17 protein-coding genes are annotated in these 20,905 nt (G+C 33.4%); 14 read left to right on the plus strand and 3 right to left on the minus strand.

Annotated features, from left to right (window positions below; all coding sequences use genetic code 11):
- Positions 1-188: 188 nt before the first annotated feature.
- Both ACWNT5_RS17655 and ACWNT5_RS17660 read left to right on the plus strand, forming a co-directional pair.
- On the plus strand, positions 189-1,199 hold the full coding sequence (locus ACWNT5_RS17655) for a sensor histidine kinase (RefSeq protein WP_456518106.1): 1,011 nt from the start codon (positions 189-191) through the stop codon (positions 1,197-1,199).
- A gap of 2 nt (positions 1,200-1,201) precedes the next feature.
- Entirely contained in the window at positions 1,202-1,900 is a 699-nt protein-coding gene (locus tag ACWNT5_RS17660) for a LytR/AlgR family response regulator transcription factor (protein ID WP_456518107.1), read from the plus strand.
- Positions 1,901-1,932: 32 nt separating this feature from the next.
- Here ACWNT5_RS17660 and ACWNT5_RS17665 read toward each other — a convergent pair whose 3' ends face one another.
- On the minus strand, positions 1,933-2,295 hold the full coding sequence (locus ACWNT5_RS17665; protein ID WP_456518108.1) for a DUF779 domain-containing protein: 363 nt from the start codon (positions 2,293-2,295) through the stop codon (positions 1,933-1,935).
- 1 nt (position 2,296) lies between these two features.
- A complete protein-coding gene (locus ACWNT5_RS17670) occupies positions 2,297-3,820 on the minus strand; it encodes an aldehyde dehydrogenase family protein (RefSeq protein WP_456518109.1) in 1,524 nt (507 codons plus the stop codon).
- A 187-nt stretch (positions 3,821-4,007) separates the two neighbouring features.
- Here ACWNT5_RS17670 and ACWNT5_RS17675 point away from each other — a divergent pair, with 187 nt between their 5' ends.
- The 5 genes from ACWNT5_RS17675 (at position 4,008) to ACWNT5_RS17695 (ending at position 13,219) form a co-directional block, all read left to right on the plus strand.
- Positions 4,008-4,910 carry an AraC family transcriptional regulator gene (locus ACWNT5_RS17675; protein WP_299601456.1) on the plus strand — a complete coding sequence of 301 codons (903 nt, stop codon included), beginning with the start codon at positions 4,008-4,010 and terminating at the stop codon, positions 4,908-4,910.
- 179 nt (positions 4,911-5,089) lie between these two features.
- The gene (gene ggt / locus ACWNT5_RS17680; RefSeq protein ID WP_456518110.1) at positions 5,090-6,793 is read left to right on the plus strand and encodes a gamma-glutamyltransferase; all 1,704 of its coding nucleotides are present in this window, start codon (positions 5,090-5,092) and stop codon (positions 6,791-6,793) included.
- Between the two features lie 148 nt (positions 6,794-6,941).
- Positions 6,942-10,175 carry a VPS10 domain-containing protein gene (locus ACWNT5_RS17685; RefSeq protein ID WP_456518111.1) on the plus strand — a complete coding sequence of 1,078 codons (3,234 nt, stop codon included), beginning with the start codon at positions 6,942-6,944 and terminating at the stop codon, positions 10,173-10,175.
- Between the two features lie 335 nt (positions 10,176-10,510).
- Positions 10,511-12,139, plus strand: a complete 1,629-nt coding sequence (locus ACWNT5_RS17690) for a lytic polysaccharide monooxygenase (RefSeq protein ID WP_299601449.1) — start codon at positions 10,511-10,513, stop codon at positions 12,137-12,139.
- Between the two features lie 210 nt (positions 12,140-12,349).
- On the plus strand, positions 12,350-13,219 hold the full coding sequence (locus ACWNT5_RS17695; protein ID WP_456518112.1) for a dienelactone hydrolase family protein: 870 nt from the start codon (positions 12,350-12,352) through the stop codon (positions 13,217-13,219).
- 120 nt (positions 13,220-13,339) lie between these two features.
- Here ACWNT5_RS17695 and ACWNT5_RS17700 read toward each other — a convergent pair whose 3' ends face one another.
- On the minus strand, positions 13,340-14,059 hold the full coding sequence (locus tag ACWNT5_RS17700) for an arylesterase (RefSeq protein WP_456518113.1): 720 nt from the start codon (positions 14,057-14,059) through the stop codon (positions 13,340-13,342).
- A gap of 39 nt (positions 14,060-14,098) precedes the next feature.
- On the opposite strand from ACWNT5_RS17700, the gene ACWNT5_RS17705 reads away from it, so the two are divergent.
- The 7 genes from ACWNT5_RS17705 to ACWNT5_RS17735 all read left to right on the plus strand — a co-directional run bounded on the left by ACWNT5_RS17705 (position 14,099) and on the right by ACWNT5_RS17735 (position 20,853).
- Positions 14,099-14,785 (plus strand): ABC transporter ATP-binding protein, encoded by a 687-nt coding sequence (locus ACWNT5_RS17705; RefSeq protein WP_456518114.1) that lies wholly within the window; start codon positions 14,099-14,101, stop codon positions 14,783-14,785.
- Positions 14,785-17,328: an ABC transporter permease gene (locus ACWNT5_RS17710; RefSeq protein ID WP_456518115.1), complete on the plus strand. Its 2,544-nt coding sequence runs from the start codon at positions 14,785-14,787 to the stop codon at positions 17,326-17,328. Before ACWNT5_RS17705 ends, ACWNT5_RS17710 begins: the two co-directional genes overlap by 1 nt.
- A gap of 27 nt (positions 17,329-17,355) precedes the next feature.
- Positions 17,356-17,952 carry a hypothetical protein gene (locus tag ACWNT5_RS17715; protein WP_456518116.1) on the plus strand — a complete coding sequence of 199 codons (597 nt, stop codon included), beginning with the start codon at positions 17,356-17,358 and terminating at the stop codon, positions 17,950-17,952.
- Positions 17,953-17,996: 44 nt separating this feature from the next.
- The gene (locus ACWNT5_RS17720; RefSeq protein ID WP_456518117.1) at positions 17,997-18,842 is read left to right on the plus strand and encodes a hypothetical protein; all 846 of its coding nucleotides are present in this window, start codon (positions 17,997-17,999) and stop codon (positions 18,840-18,842) included.
- Positions 18,843-18,873: 31 nt separating this feature from the next.
- Complete coding sequence (locus tag ACWNT5_RS17725; protein ID WP_456518118.1) at positions 18,874-19,590, plus strand: hypothetical protein; 717 nt, start codon at positions 18,874-18,876, stop codon at positions 19,588-19,590.
- A 27-nt stretch (positions 19,591-19,617) separates the two neighbouring features.
- A complete protein-coding gene (locus tag ACWNT5_RS17730; RefSeq protein ID WP_456518119.1) occupies positions 19,618-20,247 on the plus strand; it encodes an Imm19 family immunity protein in 630 nt (209 codons plus the stop codon).
- Positions 20,248-20,415: 168 nt separating this feature from the next.
- Positions 20,416-20,853, plus strand: coding sequence for a hypothetical protein (locus ACWNT5_RS17735; RefSeq protein ID WP_456518120.1), 438 nt, complete (start codon positions 20,416-20,418; stop codon positions 20,851-20,853).
- Positions 20,854-20,905 lie beyond the last annotated feature (52 nt).

The raw sequence follows: 20,905 nt of genomic DNA on the forward strand, positions 1-20,905 counted from the left end.
CAAAGAAAGGGAGAAGTGAAAACTTATAAAAATCAATTTGGATAAACAACTGTTATAAGCCTGCAAACGACATGATATTCATTTATCTGTTAGGAATTGTTGTTTGTAGTATATTTTAAGTGGGTTATAGTAGTTGGTCTTATGTTAGAGATACAAAAGGTTATATTTGTTGGATTATCAATGACAATATGAAAAGTATATTTTTGAATAAAGAAGTTTGGTTTCAGCTCATACTGCACGTTGTCGTATTTACTTTTTATTCTTTCGATCGTCGTAATCCAGAAATTCAATTTTATCAGTATGTCTTTTTTCTAAATTTTGTGGTTGCTGGTTTGATCATAAACTATATATTACTTCCGAAGTTTTTATACCCAAGAGCTTATTTAAAATTTGCTTTCTATGTTGCTTTAGTAGTAGCTAGCGTTATTTTTGTAGAAGAGGAGATTTTAGAAAAAATATATTTCCCAGATACGCGAGGAACTAGATTTTTGGGGATCGTTTTCAATCTTATGGGCACACTACCAACCTTATCTATTTTAGCAGGATTTAAATTTGGATGGGATGCACTCATTAAACAGAAAGAGGTAAAAGAGCTAAGAGATTCTGTTAAAGAAAGTGAGTTGCAATTTTTGAAATCTCAGATCAATCCTCATTTTCTGTTCAATAATTTGAATAATTTATATTCTTATGCTATTGAGAAGTCACCAAGAACACCAGAAATTATCTTGGAATTATCAGGTGTATTACGATATATGTTATATGAATGTAAGTCTGAATATGTTTCGCTCTCAAAAGAAATAGAGCAATTAGAGAACTTTATTAATCTTGGACGATTACAAATTGAAGGACGAGGAAATGTTAGCTTTACAAAAGAAATAGCGCAATCAAATTTCAGAATTGCTCCATTGATATTGGTAGTTTTTGTTGAAAATGCATTTAAACATGGTAGTTCCAGTCAAACTGAGGGTATTGAAATAGATATCACCCTAAATATAACAGAAAAAGGAGTACTTCATTTTACCTGTGCGAATACTTTTAAATCCGACAGCAATACAAATAATTTGGATAGCGGTATTGGTTTAGAGAATGTTAAAAAAAGGCTTGTGATTATGTATCCAAAACTTCATACGTTGGTGATAAATTCCAATCAAGAAAAGTATAAAGTTGAATTAACTATTGATCTAAAAAACACCAAGTAACAATGAATTGTATTATCATAGAAGATCAATTACCCGCTCAACGTATCCTTAAAAAATACATTGAAGATATTGGCACCCTGAAACTGGTTGGTGCATTTACGGATGCAATAGAAGCTATGATTCTTATGAAGTCTCAAAAAATTGATCTTATATTTTTAGATATACATTTACCAAAAATCTCTGGAATAGATTTTCTTAAAACCCAAGTCAATCCTCCACAAGTTATATTAACTACAGCTTTTCCTGATTATGCCTTGGAAAGTTATGAGTTCGATGTAGTTGATTATTTATTAAAACCATTTTCATTCCAACGGTTTGTTAAAGCAGTAGCTAAGGTAAAATCTAACTATGATGATACAGTTTTGAATAATCAAAATTCTGAAACTGCGGATGCTCAAGAATTATACGTCAAAATAGGATTCGATTACGTACGGATATTGATTGATGAAATTACGCATATTATATCAGATGCAGATTATACAGAATTACATACAATCAATAAAAAACACGTTTCTTCAGAAACATTAAAGCACTGGGAAGAACTGTTACCAAATACTAAATTTATAAGAGTTCATAAATCTTACATTATCAATACTTCTAAAATTGAAAAAGTATCTGGAAATCAAATCTTTTTATCAAATCATAGCATAATACCGTTAGGTAGAGCTTATAAAGAGAATTTTATAAAAAATATCTTATAAGGACTACCTTTGGATATATATATTCTAAACGTTTAGCTTACAGGGGTTAGTATAGCTATTTCCTCTTCAGTAAATATTCTTGATTTTATAACAAATCGGATTCCCAAGGGAATTTCTAAAGAAAAACTAGATCCTCTTCCTTTTACAATATCTACAGTTAATTGTGTATGTTTCCAATACTCAAATTGATCTTTAGACATATAAAACTCACAATTATGTATCGTTCCAAGATATACATCCGTATCATTCAGCATTAATTCTCCTTTTGGAAAACACATAGGAGAGGAGCCATCACAGCAACCGCCACTTTGGTGAAACATGAGCGGACCATGTTCTTCTCTCAAAGAGTTAATGATCCGCTTCGCTTCTTCTGTTATTAAAACACGCTCTACCATATTAGAAAAATCCTAACGCATTTTTGTCATGAGAAATAAGCATATTCTTTGTTTGTCTATAATGATCAAGCATCATTTTATGTGTTTCTCTGCCGATTCCAGACTTTTTATAACCTCCAAATGGTGCATGTGCTGGATACAAATGATAACAATTTACCCAAACTCGTCCCGCTTGTACTTGTCTAGAAATCTGATATGCTTGATGTGTGTCTCTGGTCCATACACCAGCACCAAGGCCATACAAGGTATCATTAGCAATTTCTAATGCCTCCGCTTCATCTTTAAAAGTTGTTACACATGCAACTGGTCCAAAGATTTCTTCTTGGAATACGCGCATTTTATTATTTCCTTTTAATAAAGTAGGTTGAATGTAGTAACCACCTTCTAAACCTTCATTATAAGCTGCCTCACCACCAGTAAGTATTTCACAACCTTCGTCTTTACCAATATTGATATAGTTTAAGATTTTTTCATATTGATCATTAGACGCTTGTGCACCCATCATGGTGGTAGGATCAAGAGGGTGTCCTAGTTTTATCGCTTCTACGCGTTCTATAACACGCTCTATGAATTTATCATAAATACTTTCCTGAATTAATATTCTCGATGGGCAAGTACATACTTCTCCTTGATTCAGAGCAAACATAACCGCACCTTCTAAACATTTATCAAAAAATGCGTCATCTGCATCCATGATACTTTCAAAAAAGATATTTGGACTTTTACCACCCAATTCTAGTGTTACTGGAATGATATTCTTACTCGCATATTGCATGATCAACTGTCCAGTTGTGGTTTCTCCTGTAAAAGCGATTTTATTAATTCTCGAACTTGAGGCCAAAGGCTTACCAGCTTCTATTCCAAAACCATTAACCACATTTAAAACACCAGGAGGTAGAATACCTTCTATAAGTTCTAGTAAAATCATAATACCTACCGGAGTTTGCTCTGCTGGTTTCAAAACAACACAATTACCTGCAGCTAAAGCAGGCGCAACCTTCCAGGTAGCCATAAGTAGTGGGAAATTCCATGGAATTATTTGACCAACTACTCCAAGAGGTTCTTTCACATTCATAGATATTGTAAAAGCATCTAACTCACTTACGGATCCTTCTTCTGCTCTAATAACGCCAGCGAAATATCTAAAATGATCAACCGCTAGCGGTAAATCTGCAGCCATTGTTTCTCTTAGTGCTTTTCCATTATCCCATGTTTCTGCTCTTGCTAATAACTCTAGATTTTGCTCCATAATATCAGCAATTTTAAGGAGCATATTGCTTCGCTCGGTAGCCGAACTATTATTCCATGAAGGAGCGGCCTCCCATGCAGCATCGATGGCAAGATCGATATCTTCTTTTGTAGATCTAGCTACTTTTGTAAAACTATTGCCATCCACAGGAGAGATGTTTTCAAAATATTCACCTTTAACAGGAGATGTCCATTTACCTCCAATATAATTATCATATTGGTTTTTGAACTGAGGCTTCTTAAAAGCCATTTTTTCGTTAGTACTTACAGTGCCCATAGTAATAAATTAAGATTATTTGTTATGTGTTTTCAAGATACTTTGTTCATTGTCAAAATAGTTGAACAATTCTATGAACTATATGAACAATTCTATGAATAAGTAAATTATCATCAGAAAATCATTATCTTTAATATAGTATCATTAGAATTACTACAAAAATTTTGTTAAATCTATAATTTTAGCAATGCAATTGTCTGATTCCTTTTATAAATCTAGAAAGCTAGTAGATCTGGTAGAAAATCAAACCTCTTATATTTTAGAAGACTCTGCTATGCATATCTTCGAAACACATTCCCGAGCAGAAATGGTACAACTTCAGTTTACTACTCCTGTTTTGGCAAGTATGTTTAGAGGAAAGAAGGTGATGCATTTACGAGATAAACCTTCTTTTGAGTTCTTGCCTGGTGAATCTTTAATACTACCTGCAAATGAATTGATGAGTATTGACTTTCCAGAAGCTCAGGAAGATAATCCAACCCGGTGCTTAGCTATGGAAATAGGAGAGGAACGATTAAAGAGTGTTATTCGTTTAATGAATGAATGCATGACCAGACCAGATGGGAATGAATGGAATATATTAGATTATAATTTTCACTTCACTAATGATCAAAGTATTTATCAGATATTACAACGTTTAGTGTATTTGTATACTGAAAACCATCCTGCAAAAGATTCTTTTGTTTCCAATATGATTCAAGAACTGATTATTAGAATATTGCAGGTAGACACGCGCAAGACCTTTCAAACAAAAACGAAAGAATTGGCAAGCGATTATAGATTGGCTTATGTTATTCAGTATATTAGAGATAACATCTGTAATCCTTTAACTATAAAAGAGCTAAGTAAAGAAGCTTGTATGAGTGAAAGTCACTTCTATAAAGTGTTTAAACAAGAAATGGGTATCTCACCAACAGATTTTATTAACGAAGAACGCATTCAAAAAGCCACACAGTTACTTGCAAATCCTATGTATAATCTAAAAGAAGTGTTTTTAGCATGTGGATTTACCAACCGTTCTTATTTTAATCGGATGTTTAAAAGAATAAAAGGAATCAATCCCAGTAAATATAGAAATAGATTTGCATAAGTTTTTGGTCACTATTTTGTTTTAATGTCTACAAGGCATTATGTTCGACTGGCATGTCTTTATTAGATATAATGTGTTTTAAAAAAATCATAAAATTCTCTTACTGAGCTTTTAATCATTGCTTATTTAGTATTTTTCACATCATCATCTATTTACCCTTTAGAATAACACTAAAATTTATGTTTGTGAAAAACGCTCTTTACACGATTCTTTTACTTTTTTTTATAACTCAAATTTCCACTGCTCAAGACCGAATTACTGGCGAACCTTTTGCTACACGGTCCGAAGTATTAGGCCAAAATGGAATGGTTGCTACCAGTCATCCATTAGCCACTCAAATTGGTTTAGATATCCTTAAAAAAGGAGGTAATGCTATTGATGCAGCTATTGCTGCGAATGCTGCTTTAGGATTAATGGAACCTACTGGATGTGGTATTGGTGGTGATTTATTTGCAATTGTTTGGGACGGAAAAACTAAAAAACTATATGGATTAAATGCTAGTGGAAGATCACCAAAAGGACTCACTTTAGAATATTTTGAGAAACAAAAGATGAGTAAAATTCCATCGCATGGAGCTTTGCCAGTAAGTGTTCCTGGTGCGGTAGATGGATGGTTCGAATTACATAATAAATTTGGATCTAAACCAATGTCAGAAATTTTGGCACCTGCAATTAGTTATGCAGAAAGTGGATTTCCCTTAACAGAATTGATAGCTTGGTATCTGCAGAGAAGTATTCCATTCTTTGAATCCAAAGGTTTTCCAAATATAAAAGATACGTATATCAATCAAAATGGAGGAAGCCTACCTAACGAAGGCGAAATTTATAAAAATCCATATTTAGCAAATACCTATAGAAAAATTGCTGAAGGTGGTAGAGATGCTTTTTATAAAGGAGACATTGCAAAAACTATTGGTAAGTTCATTAAAGAACAAGGTGGATTTTTATCCGCAAAAGATCTAGCAGATCACAAATCGCAATGGGTAGATCCAGTATCTGTAAATTATAGAGGTTATGATGTTTGGGAACTACCACCAAATGGACAAGGTATTGCTGCTCTTCAAATGTTACAGATTTTAAATGGATTTAATTTTTCAAACATAGAATTCGGAAGTACTGAACATCTTCATTTATTTACAGAAGCAAAGAAGCTTGCTTTTGAAGATCGTGCGAAACATTATGCTGATATGGATTTTTATGATGTACCTGTTTCGCAACTTTTATCAGAAGAGTATGCCAACAAAAGAAGAGAGGAGATTGGCAAACGTGCAGGAAAATATAACGCCGGTGAAATTTCGGCAGGAGAAACGATTTACATGACGGTTGCAGATAAAGATGGGACTATGATTTCATTAATCCAAAGTAACTACAGAGGGATGGGATCTGGAATGGCTCCTCCGAAATTAGGTTTCATGTTACAAGATAGAGGTGAGTTATTTAGTTTAAAACGTGGTCAGGCAAATACGTATGAGCCTGGAAAACGACCTTTTCATACCATTATTCCTGCTTTTGTAACAAAAGATGGAAAACCATTTGTGAGTTTTGGTGTAATGGGAGGAGATTTTCAACCTATGGGTCATACACAAATCGTAATGAATCTTATAGATTTTGGAATGAACTTGCAGGAAGCGGGTGATGCTCCTAGGTGGGATCATACCGGCGGAGCAAGCCCAATGGGGCAAACTACAGAAAATACAGGGACTATCCGAACAGAATCAGGAATACCATACACTACTATTAGAGGCCTAATGGATAAAGGACATAGAATAGGAACAGCAAGAGGTGTTTATGGAGGATATCAGGCAATTTTATGGGACGACAAAAATAAAGTGTATCATGGTGCCTCGGAAAGTCGGAAAGATGGTCAAGCAGCAGGATATTAACCATTTTTATTGATAAATATCTATCACAAACATTCCTTGTTTAGACATAAGTCAGATCACACTAATCAAAAAGTATCAACAAGATATGTTTTAATAGTAATATCATCATTTACGTATACAAATCAACTTAATATACTAACTCTAAAAAATGAATTCAATCTTTAAAATGGGCTTTGTGCTCGGAGCAATGTTATTGTTATCTACATTACAGGCTCAGCAATTAAATGACAAAACTTTTAACGGATTACAATTTAGAAATATTGGACCAGCATTTACTTCTGGAAGAATCGCTGATATTGCAATTCATCCAAAAAATGAAAATGTATGGTATATTGCTGTAGGATCTGGTGGTGTCTGGAAAACTACTAATTCTGGTACTACTTGGAAACCAATTTTTGACAAACAAAAATCTTTTTCTATTGGAGCTATTACAATAGATCCTAATAACCCACACACCATTTGGGTAGGTACTGGAGAAAATGTAGGAGGACGCCATGTAGCTTTTGGTGATGGTATTTATGTAAGTCATGATGATGGAGCTACTTGGAAAAATATGGGTTTAAAAAAATCAGAACATCTTTCTAAGATTGTAATTCATCCAGAAAACTCGAATATTATATGGGCTGTTTCTCAAGGACCATTATGGACTGCTGGAGGTGAGCGTGGAGTATATAAGTCTACTGATGGTGGAGTTTCCTGGAAAAGAACATTAGGAGATAGCGAGTGGGTTGGAGCAACAGATTTAGTAATTGATCCAAGAAATCCAGATGTTTTATATGCTGCTACCTGGCAACGTCATCGAACAGTTGCTGGTTATTTAGGAGGTGGTCCTGGTTCTGGACTTCATAAAAGTACAGATGGAGGCGAAACCTGGACAAAGCTAACCAGTGGAATTCCTAGTTCTAATCTTGGTAAAATAGGTTTGGCAATTTCTCCATTTAACCCTGATGTAATTTATGCGGCAATAGAGTTGGATCGAAGAACAGGTGGTTTATTCATGTCTACAAATAGAGGTGCTTCTTGGACAAAGCAGTCTGATGCTATTTCAGGTGGTACAGGACCTCATTATTATCAAGAATTATATGCGTCACCACATCATGAAGGGAAGTTATTTCTTATGAGTAATTATGTTCAGATTTCTGATGATCATGGAAAAACATTTTATACCATGAATGAGAAAAACAAACATGTAGATAGTCATGCAATGGCATTTAAATCATCTGATCCTAACTACATGTTATTTGGTACCGACGGAGGTTTGTACGAAAGTTTTGACCTTACTAAGAGTTGGAAATTTATTAGAAATCTTCCGATAACGCAATATTTTAAATTAGCGGTTGATGATTCAAAACCATTTTATAAAATTTATGGTGGTACTCAAGACAATGGTTCACATGGAGGACCTTCTCAAACCATGAGTTCTGATGGAATTGCTAATTCTGATTGGTGGAAAACACTAGGAGCGGATGGACACCAATCTGCTATAGAACCGGGTAATCCTAATATTACTTATGGAGAATTTCAACAAGGAGCACTTTGGCGAATCGATCAAACCACCAAAGAAACTGTTTTTATTCAACCGCAACCTGCTGAAGGAGATCCTTATGAACGTTTTAATTGGGATGCTCCAATTTTAGTAAGTCCTCATAATCCCAAGCGTTTGTATTTTGCATCTCAGCGTGTATGGCGCTCAGAGAATAGAGGAGATGATTGGACACCTATTTCTAAAGATTTAACTCTAAACCAAGAACGAATTACAATACCTTATTACGGAAAACAACAGAGTTGGGATAACGCGTGGGATGTTTTTGCTATGTCAAATTACAATACAATTACTTCGTTGGCGGAATCACCTAAACAAGAAGGATTAATTTATGCAGGAACTGATGACGGAATTATCCAAACAACTGAAAATGGTGGTCAAACCTGGAGAAAGTTTAATTTAAATACAGTAAAAGGATTAGGTAATATTCCTTTTGTAAATGATGTACGTGCTGATTTATTTGATGCTAATGTAGTGTATGCTGCCGTGGACAATCATAAATATGGAGATTATAAACCATACATACTTAAAAGTACTGATAAGGGTAATACTTGGAATTTAATCAACGGAGATTTACCAAATCGTTTGATAATCTGGAGATTAGTTCAAGATCATGTGGATAAAAACCTGTTATTCGCTGCTACTGAGTATGGTATTTACTTCACCTATAATGGCGGAACAAATTGGATACAATTAAAAGGTGGAGTTCCAACAATATCATTTAGAGATCTTACTATTCAAAGGAGAGAAAATGATCTTGTAGGAGCCTCTTTTGGTAGAGGATTCTTTATACTTGACGATATAACACCGTTGCGTAATTTCAATCCTTCTGTTGTCTCTACTGAAGCTACTTTATTCCCTATAAAAGAAGCATTGTGGTATAAGCCTTCAAGTAGAGTAGGAAGCCAAGGAGATTCTGAATATATAGCTCCTAATCCTGCGTTTGGAGCACGTTTTACATATTATCTAAAAGATAAATTCAAGTCTTTAAAAGATGTTCGGAAAGAAAGAGAGAAGAAGAATACGGATTTTCCTGGTTGGGATACTTTAGAAAAAGAAAAGAATCAGGACGGACCTGCTGTTATGTTACTTATTAAGGATGCTGAAGGAAATTTAATCAATACCGTAAAAGGAACTAATAAAAAAGGATTTAATCGTGTTAACTGGAAGTTAGATTACCCTAATAAGCGTGGAGAAAGACTTCAGGAAAGAGGTAATAATAGAGGTTTTGGTAACAGTATTGGTGTTTTTGCCACGCCGGGAACATATACGGCAACCTTGATAAAACGTGTAGATGGAGTAACCACAGTATTACAAGGTCCTAAAGAATTTGAGGTGATAACAATGCATAAAGGAGCATTGCCACGTAAGTCATTTGAAGAAATGAATCAATTTAGAGAGCAAGTTTTTGCTTTTCAACAAGATCTAACAGCAACCAATCTAGAGATGACAACACAACTTCAGAAAATAAAGGCTATGAAACGAGCAGCTAATAAAACAAATACTTCCAACGATGCTTTGTTACAACAAATCAATAAGGTTAGATTAAGCTTATTAGCTATTCAAAAAGAGTTAAATGGTAATCCTGTAAAGAATGAAATAGGGGAACGCTCCAATCCAACACCAAACGATGCAAATCGTATTGCTTTTTCTGCTTTATCTAGTACTTATGGCCCTACAGGTAATCAAAAAGCTGCTTTTAATCGTGCGAATAAACAATTACAACAGATCAAATTAAAATTAAAATCAGTATTAAATAGTAGTATTCCAGATATAGAAAAAAGTTTAAAACAAGCTGGTGCTCCTTGGATTGAAGGTCAAGGATTAATTGATAATTAGTATGACGAAAAAGTATTGAAAGTATAGGGAAAACCTATTCTTGTAGCTATTAAAGAATATTCTAAATAGAAAGCAACTCTCGTTTAATTGTAGAGTTGCTTTTTGTTTAAAGTAGATTTTAATAAAGGAGATATTTTGAGGTAATTATAGACTTTATAGTATTTGATTTTGTAATACCATTAACAATTTGTTAACAGGAAATGCTATTGTTTTTTTAATTCAACTTTAAAACTTTATTAACTATAAAAATATTGTTAAAATTGAGGTTTAATCTTGGTTACCCAATTTTAAATTATCACCAAATCAATTACTTAAGAACTAACATATACTACAAAATGAACAATTTTAACAACTCCAATCGTTATTTACGAAAGTTCGAAAATAACCTACAAAAATTCTTAAAACCAATACCTTGGCAAAGTATGTTACTTATTGCAACTTTTTTTGTCCCTTTCCAATCTGTACTCACTCATGGTACCGTAACGTATCCTCCAAGTAGAGTTTATACTTGTTTTCAAGAAAACCCCGAAAGTCCTGATTCCCCAGCTTGTCAAGATGCTGTTATTGGATGGGGAACGCAAGCATTATATGACTGGAATGAAGTAGCAAGGATGGATGCAGGCGGTATGCACATGGATATTATTATGGATGGTAATTTAGCCAGTGCAGGACGTCCAGATAAATATGGAGGCTTAGATCAAGTGCGTGATGATTGGGTAGCAACTCCTGTAACTCCAGGACCATTAACCGTTACCTGGACCAATACTGCTCCGCATGAGACATTATATTATAGAGTTTATATTACTAAAAGTGATTGGAATCCTAATATGCCATTAACTTGGGATAGTTTAGAGCTTTTAGTAGAAACTGGACCAAGACCAGCATCAGAAACAGATAACATCGATGTTGTTTTACCTGCACGAACAGGGAAACACGTTTTATATAGTATCTGGCAGCGATCTCTTACACCAGAAGCATTCTATTCTACTAGTGACATTGATTTTGGTGCTACTAATGAACCAACTCCTCCAGTGGCTATTTTTACAAGTGATAATGGTCGTTGTGGTGGATCTGAGGTTAATTTTAGCGCAGCGGATTCTTATGATCCTAATGGTGATGCATTAACCTACACATGGGATTTTGGAGATGGGACAACTGCTCAAGGTGTTGAAGTATCACATACTTACAGTGGATTAACGAGTGCAGATGTTACACTTACCGTAAGTGATGGATCTTTCAGTAGTGGTAGTACTCAGACTATTGATTTAATAGAAGATCCAGATTGTGTAGGTGTTATTTGTCCTTTTGATACTCCAAATGCTGAAGCTTTACCGACTTTGATCGGTTCTTATAGAGATATTTTCGTTTTAGGTGAAAATGGACCAGATTTAAGTAATCATAAGTTTGATATTAACTGGAATCTTACAAATGATGGACTATATCAGTTTTCTATTCAATCCCTTGGTGCAGTTAGTGTTTGGACGGATTTACGAGATAATTTAACACAAACATTTAAACAAGATGCTCCAGAAGCAACGTTAAGTGGTACAGGAATTCAAGGCTTTGATGGAGATTATTATGTAACTACAGATGGTGATAATTTTGTGATGGTTTCGAAATCTGGTGACTTTACTATATATTTTAGCACTACGGATACTGCACCTTCTTGTGCTTCGGTATTATCAGTGGATGAGTTTGATACTGGTGCAGTACTATTAAATAACTATCCTAATCCATTTGCAGGTACTACTAATATCCAATACATATTACAAGAACAATCATCCGTAAGTTTAAAGGTGTATACACTAAGTGGACAGTTAGTAAAATCAATTAATGAAACTACTAAAACTCCAGGAAAATATGAATTCCAAATTAATTTAGAAGGAATGAGCAACGGTGTATATCTTTACAAATTACAAACAGATAAGGGAGTTCAGACAAAACGAATGATTTTACAACAATAATTTTTATTAGAAGAAATCATTGTAAAAAGCTGCATTTTTTTGATGCAGCTTTTTTTATTACTCCGAGGTAATTGAACTATTGCTTTCAACTTGTTGTATCCAAGCCTTTATTTAAGAATATGTTTATCAATAGCTTTGGAATTGTGTTAGTTTTAACTAAGTCTAACGTACTATAATTAGTATATTTAATAAACTAAATAAAACTCATCTATGAAACGTTTTACTATTCTAACATTAACTGTATGCTTATCTTTTGTTTGTCTAATTTCCTGTAAACAAAAAGATACCTCTAAAACAGAAACTTCAGAAGAGTCTGTTACAGAGGAAATTAAAGAATCAAATTATAAAACAATACAAGTAAAAGGAAAAGAGGTAACGTATGCTTCTGACTCTACAAGTTTAAAAGGATATATCGCTTTTGACGAAAACAATAAAGAAAAACGACCTGGGGTATTAGTAATTCATGAATGGTGGGGTCATAACGAGTACGTTAGAGAACGTGCTGATATGTTAGCCAGTCTAGGGTATACTGCTCTTGCTGTAGATATGTATGGTGATGGAAAACTAGCAGAACATCCTGACGATGCTATGAAATTTGCTGGTAGCGTGATGAAGAATTTACCAGAAGCAGAGGCTCGTTTCAATGCAGCTATAGAATTATTAAAAAAACATGAATCTGTAGATGGCGAAAAAATTGCTGCTATTGGATATTGTTTTGGAGGTAGTGTTGCATTAGCGATGGCTAATAGTGGAGCTGACTTAGATGCCGTAGCAGCATTTCATAGTGGTGTAAGTCTTCCCATAATGCCTAACGATAAATTAAAAGCACGAGTACTAGTGTGTAATGGAGCTGATGACCCTTTTATAAAAGAAGAAACAGTAACTGTTTTTAAAACTGCGATGGATTCTATTGGAGCTACGTATGAATATATCTCATATCCTGGTGTAAAACATAGTTTTACGTCTAAAGCAGCCGATGCAAATGCAGAAAAATTTAAATTACCACTAGCATATGATGCAGAAGCAGATGAAAAATCTTGGAATAGTTTACAAGAATTATTGGCTGAAACGTTTGAATAATTAGGAATAAAACATTCTAAAAATATGCTGATGAAAGTACTTTAATAATATATTTTCATCAGCTTGTTTTATTTAAAATGGGATTAGGTCAATTCCTTAAATTTGAAAATAACTAGAGAATTATTTAATTACTTTTTCTAAAACTTCCCATACATTATCCGCAAGGATCTTTTGTCCTTCAGTGGTTGGGTGAATACCATCCGCTTGATTTAACGCTGCAATACCACCAACATCCTTTAGAAGGAAAGGAATAAGCGATAGATTATTCTTCTCTGCTAATTCGGGAAATATGGTTTTAAACTCTGTGGTGTATTCTGGTCCCATATTAGGAGGAAGTTGCATTCCTGCTAATATGATCTTAGTTTCTGGATTTTTCTTTCTTACTGCGTCAATAATTGCTTGGAGATTTGTTTTGGTTTCTGATAAAGGTACACCACGTAATCCATCATTAGCACCTAATTCTAAAAGAAATATATCTACAGGCTGTTTTAGGACCCAATCAATACGGCTTTTACCTCCAGCACTAGTTTCGCCACTTAATCCCGAATTAATTACGGTATAATTTAATCCCAAAGAATCAATTTTGTCTTGTAGCAACGCTGGATAAGCCTCATTGATATCATCCAAACCATACCCAGCAGTCAAACTATCTCCAAAACATAGAATAGTTTTGGAAGATGTTATTGGATTTTCTGTACTTGTATTTTTACTACTTTTGGATGTTTCTGTAGGTTTGGTTTTAGAAGTATCCTTCCCGCAAGAAAGGAAAATACTTATTGCTAAAAAATAACAAAACTTTAAGGAAATCGACTTATAGTCGGCGAATAAATCTAAAATCATTTGCTTATTTTTCGTGTTTATCATTTCTAAAAAAATAGTATGTCAAAGATATTAAAGATCCATGAGCTAGAGAAGACTTATAATAGCGGTTCTAAAAAACTAACCGTATTACATAACATCTCCTTTGATGTAGAACAGGGAGCTACTTTTTCTATCGTTGGTCCTTCTGGAAGTGGTAAAACTACATTATTAGGAATTTGTGCAGGATTAGATCAGCCAGACTCTGGAATAGTAGAATTATGTGGGCAAAATTTAGGGGAATTGGATGAAGATCAACGAGCACAATTGAGAAATAAAGAAGTAGGTTTTATATTCCAAAATTTTCAATTATTACCTACGTTAACAGCATTAGAAAATGTAATTGTACCTTTAGAATTACAGGGAGCTAAAAATGCTTCCAAAATAGGTATAGATCTTCTGAAAAAAGTTGGTTTGGGAGATCGTTTTCATCATTATCCATCCCAACTTTCGGGTGGTGAACAGCAACGAGTAGCTTTAGCGAGAGCTTTTTCCACATCGCCGTCTATACTATTTGCAGATGAACCTACTGGGAATCTAGATGAAGAAACAGGAGAGAAAGTAATAAAATTACTTTTTGAACTTAATAAAGAGGCTGGTACTACCTTAGTGATTATTTCTCATGATCTAGATCTGGCAAATAGAACTCAACAAATTTTGCGATTAAAAGGAGGAAAGATTATTAGCAACGAGAAAACAGCATCCTAATGAATAGAGAAAATATATATTCTAAAGCAGGAGTTTTGTGGTTGTTTAAAATGGCTTGGAGAGACGGAAGAGCAAGTATTTCCAGGTTATTATTGTTTATGGCTTCGATTATCTTAGGAATTGCTGCGGTGGTATCAATACAATTATTTAGTACCAATCTAAAGCAAAATATTCAAGGGCAATCGAAATCTTTGTTAGGTGCTGATTATATCATTGATAGTCGACAACAACCAAATGAAAAGGTAAAAGCCATCATCGATTCATTAGTGCCCGATGCTTATGAGGTTAATTTCCCGTCCATGGCGGCATTTCCTAAAAATGGAGCGGCTAAATTAGTTCGTGTGCGCGGAATGGAAGGTAGTTTTCCATTTTATGGAGATTTAGAAACAACGCCAGAAAATGCCGCTAGTACCTATCAACAAAAAGGAGGTGCTCTCGTAGATGCCACAGTATTATTACAATATGATCTAAAAGCAGGAGATTCCATCAAATTAGGAGTAGTTACATTTCCAATTATTGGAGCTATCAATTCAATGCCAGGTAGTTCTGGAATCGGAACAAGCGTAGCGCCAACAGTTTTGATTCCCTATAGATTCGTAGAGAAAACAGAATTATTACAAGTAGGAAGCAGAAAAGAATATCAATACTTTTTTGTAGATCCGGACAAAGATCTGGACGAATTAGAAAAAGTTTTAGATCCCATTTTAGATGATGAAAATGCAGATTTGGATACGCATACGAGTAGTAGTAGACAGATTGGTCGTAGCTATGATAATTTAGGTAGATTCCTAAATCTAGCCGCTTTTATTGCATTATTGCTGGGTTGCATTGGTATTGCTAGTTCAGTTCATATTTATATCAAAGAAAAATTAACTGATGTAGCTGTACTAAAATGTATTGGAGCGAGCAGAAAACAGAGTTTTTTGATTTACTTGATACAAATTGCAGTAATGGGATTGATAGGAGGGCTCGTAGGGACAATAATAGGGATTGGTTTGCAGTATGCATTACCAGCGTTATTACAAGAGTTTTTGCCATTTGACATTGAAATTACGACAGCGCCTCAACCGATTATCATGGGATTATTGCTAGGAATGTTTATGTCTGTACTATTTGCACTTTTACCGTTATTAGGCACATGGTTCGTATCACCATTAGAAGTGTTACGAGTATCTGAAAAACCAGCGGTAAAATCTCGAAAAACCAGAATATTTGCTTTTGGAGCGATCATTATATTCGTTTTATTGTTTGGTATTTGGATATTCGGAGATCTTAAATTTGCTTCAGCTTTTGTAATGGGTGTTTTTGTAACCTTTGCTATTCTAGCAGGTATTTCTGTATTATTCATAAAAGCTATAAAGCGTTATTTTCCATCTTCTTGGGGATTCACGGCCAGAACAAGCTTATTAAATCTTTTTAGACCTAATAATCAAACAATGGTTTTGATTTTAGCGATAGGGTTAGGAACATTTTTAATTAGTACGCTATATTTCACCAAAGATATTTTATTAGCCAAAACTCAACTAGACAACAGCTCAGACCAAGCAAATCTTATTTTGGTAGATATACAACCAGAACAACATGAAGCGGCTATAAATACCCTAAAAGATAATAACTCTGAAGTTTTAAATAATCTTTCGATCGTTACGATGCGAATGCAAAAGATTAAAGGAATAGCAACTAATGATATTCGGAAAGATACTACATCCACTATCAGAGAATGGGTTTTAAATCATGAGTTTAGAACTACCTTTCGGGATTCATTAATAGCTTCTGAAACTGTGGTAGAAGGAGAATGGATAAAAGAAATTGAATCAGGTGAAGATGTTATGATATCTATTTCCGAAGGTTTGGCTAAAGACGCTCAAATAGGATTAGGTGATAAGGTTGTATTTAATATTCAAGGAGTCCTTATGGAAACGATTGTTGGTAGCATTAGAAAAGTTGATTGGACCCGACTACAACTAAATTTTATGGTCGTTTTTCCGAAAGGAGTCTTAGAACAAGCTCCACAGTTTCATGTATTAACAACCTACGTACCAGATACTAATAAGTCCGCTTCATTACAACAACAGTTGGTTAGTAAATTTCCAAATGTAACAGTGTTTGATCTAAGACAAATTTATACAGTGATTGAGGATATTTTACAAAAAATCTCTTGGGTCATTAATTTTATGGCATTTTTTAGCATTCTTACAGGGTTGATCGTACTAATTGGTTCTGTGCGGACCAGTAAATACCAACGTATTAAGGAAAGTGTATTATTACGTACACTAGGTGCTAAGAGTAAACAAATACTTCGTATCACTGCTTTAGAATATCTGTATTTAGGAATACTCGGTAGTTTAGCTGGGATCCTATTATCACTTATTAGTAGTCAACTATTAGCTACTTTATTGTTCGAAGAACCCTTTGTACCTTCAGGAATTCCATTTATGGTCTTTTTACCAGCAATCGTATTAGTAGTATTAGCTATTGGATTGAGCAATATAAGAAGTGTACTCCAAAGTCCACCATTAGCAGTATTACGAAAAGTTGGATAATTTTTATTTTGAAAACCAAAACCTACTATGAAAACATATCTTTTTTCAATAATTATATTTCTAATCAGTTTTAATACGATTGACCAAGATAAATTGCAAAAGGATATAGATTTTGATGGAGTGGAGGATACTGTTTATATTGATCCCGATAAATCCACGATTGTATGTCTGTTATCGAGTATGCAATTTGAAAAAATAGAAAGTAAACCAATTGACATCTTAAATGAACAATCTTTTATAAAAGATGCAAGAAATGGATTTTACTTCGAAAATCATTGGATGCGTTCAGGTCATTCTAACCAATTTAGATTTGATAAAAAAACTAAAAGAATAAGATTGATCGGAATGAGTAGATATTCCTTTGGAAATGCTGCTAATGATGGAAGTGGTGAGTCTAGTGTTAATCTATTAACAAGTGATTATATAGGCAATTGGCATTATTATGATATGACAGCCAATAATAACGAAGGAGAACTCGTAAAAATTCCTTCGATAAAAACAAAAATGTATTTTGATAAAATATATCTAGAAGACTTTAATGATGAAGTATATTTTGGATTTGGAGATCAATGTTCGGACTTGTATTATGCACATAGAGAAAAGTTAAAAAAACAACGAGAATAAATATGTCTTATAACTATTATTGATTTACTGTGTCTTAAAGGAATATGAATAACTATACACCGCAAATATTAGAATATCAAGTTATAGATGGTGTGAAAACCAAGGTTAGAGAGTCCTGCTCTAACCTGGGAGATGCCTTATATCTAAATGATTCCTTAAGACTGCATGCTAGTGGTAGAGAAATTAATCTTCATAATATTCATAGTGATGATCTTTGGGAGCAACCCATCATTTGTCCTGGTATACCAAACAAAGCTTGGCAATCTAAAAACCGTATTCTTTTAACAACGAATACCGAACATTTTCATGCATGGGGATATTTAGGTCCTGCAATTATCATTGATATGGATGCAGGTAAAATTATAAGACAAATAAAAGGAAGTGAAGGAAAACCATTGTCCAACGGTATGTTTATTATTGGTTTAGAAGGTTATGGAATCTTCAAGTCATGGCTTTATAACCAGGACGGTGAGAAGGTACAAAAATGGAATAGTTATGGTCATTACGTAGTAGATACATCTGATAATATTCGAGTAATTGAACAGGATCGGTCTATTCCAACACAATCTCATGTAGTGAAACTTCATATGGATGGATCCATTGAAAAAGGTGCTAAGCTAACAACCTACAATGCTTCAGAACCTATTCTTATGCCAAATAATGACATCATTTTCGAAAACTCTGGCATTTTAAGAATTGTAGATTCAGATGTAAAAGAAATTACAAGATATCAACTCTTAGATATTGATCATGATAGGGCTTGGTTATTTACCAGTAATATTAAATTAATTGGCAAGAATCATTTATTAGTAAATATTTTCGAAAGAAGTCATGGAAATTCTTCACCAATCACCTATAAAACACATCAATGGTTGCTAAAACTAAAGTGAATGGAAGAATATCAAAATGGTTTAAATTGAAATGAGTAAAGAATTAGAACTATTACGAATTGAGTTAAATAAGTATCATCCAGAATTACTTCAGTTAGAAAAGAATTCACTTATACCAGATCCAGAACCAATGTTTTCAGAACTTAATCTTTTATTTAAAGATGATGAAAGAAGTTGTGTTGTAATTAGATATGGGTATGAGAAAAAATATCGATGTATTTTCGAATGGGATGATTGTACTATCTTCGAAATACTCAGTGACGATATAAAAAAACTTGGAGAAATTCTTTTAAGTTGGGTATATAAAAAATCTGTACCTTCAAAAATGAAAATTCAGTTCCCCGAAATAGCGTTTGGTATAGTTGCAGAATATTATGAAAAGGGAGAAGGAGTAAAAGGTGAATTTATTGAGAGTTGGAATTTGATGGAGAAATATTATGGTGATTTTTCTGATAGTTGGAGCGAAAAAGGGCAAGACGCTTTAAGATTAATTAAAGAAATGAGAAAATTAGGACTCGATCAAGAACTAAGGGCAGGACAATCTTTATGGTTTTTTATTTTGTCAAGATCTAGAAGACATGGCTTACAAAAATATACTCCATATATAGAGATTGCATTTATAGGTAATAATCAAATGGCTGTAAAATCTTATCTTAATGGTAAAGAAAAGAGAAAACAGTGTGAAGTAACCTATAAAGAATATCTTCAAAAAGAAGTAACAGAATTATTAGCTAAAAAAATTCAGTAAATGAGATTTTTGATGTAAACAAGGATTATGAGTCATCAAATAACACTTAATGATATTAGAACAAATACGCTCTTTTGGTATTCTTATATAAGTTGGTTTAATGGATTTGATGAGGAAAATGAAATAAATATTGATGAAGCATTAGAGACTGCAGGTATACTTGATGATGATCTTGATTTACATAAATGGCAGAATACATTTTTTAAATCTTATAGTATTATTGGTGGTAAAATAGATGAAAAAATGACTTTTTTGATTGAATTTAAAAGGGATGAAATTGTTTACTATTTAAATGATATTTATATTGGAAATCTTGGTGGACATTTTCAAGCTTGGTTTTTAACATTAGATGAACTTATGAAAATAGGAGCAAAGGATTCTCTTCTATTTATACTCTTACTTCCTATGACAGGCTTGGAAAAACAAGACACAACTTCTTGTAAAGCACAAATTATTAATAATCTTAAATCAATCCCTAAATTTGAAACGAAAGCGGATTACATAGCTGAATGTATTAGTAATGGAATTACGATTAATGGACACTTTCGTACAACTGAAAAGGGAATTATAAACGATCAAAATCATAGTGTAAGAAATACTGATAAATATCCAAGATATAGAGATAATGTGATTAAATTGAATGAATATCTTAGATAAAACATGTGTAAAAATTTTAAAATATTCCTTTATCCATCGTTATTCATATTAATTAACTGTAAATCATCTTTTATTTCGAATCTGAATAATAAGTTTAATTCTTCACAGATTGAGAGTATAAAAAGATCACCTTTCAGTACGGCTCCCTTAATGTATGATGAATTAAAAATGCAAAAAAAGTTTAGAGAATTCTATTTAGATAAACTTAATGAAATTCAAATAAACACTCCTAATAACCCAATACTGATAAGTGAATGTTTTGATTTTATTTGTAACGGATGTCCGGCAAACAGGATTTCACTTTTCAACAATGAAGTTTGGGTAACATTACATTTTAATAGGAAAACCATGAGGTATGATGTGAAAACAAAAAATAAAGATATAAACGGTCTAGTTTCTGAAGGTGGAATACATATGGATGTTGTAGAGATTTACAAGACTTTAAGTACTGATAAAGTATGGAATATTAACCCCGAAAAATATGGTACCGACGAATGCTTAGATGGAGGACATATTTTTTATACAGTTTATTATCCAAATAAGAGAATTGAAAGTATGTATATGAGATGTTGGTTGCCTAAAAGTATTAGAAGTAAGAGAAAATAAAACACTATTATCAAAATAATACCAATAAATGTATAATAATATATTTTATATG

It is taken from the genome of Aquimarina sp. 433, from assembly GCF_054054605.1.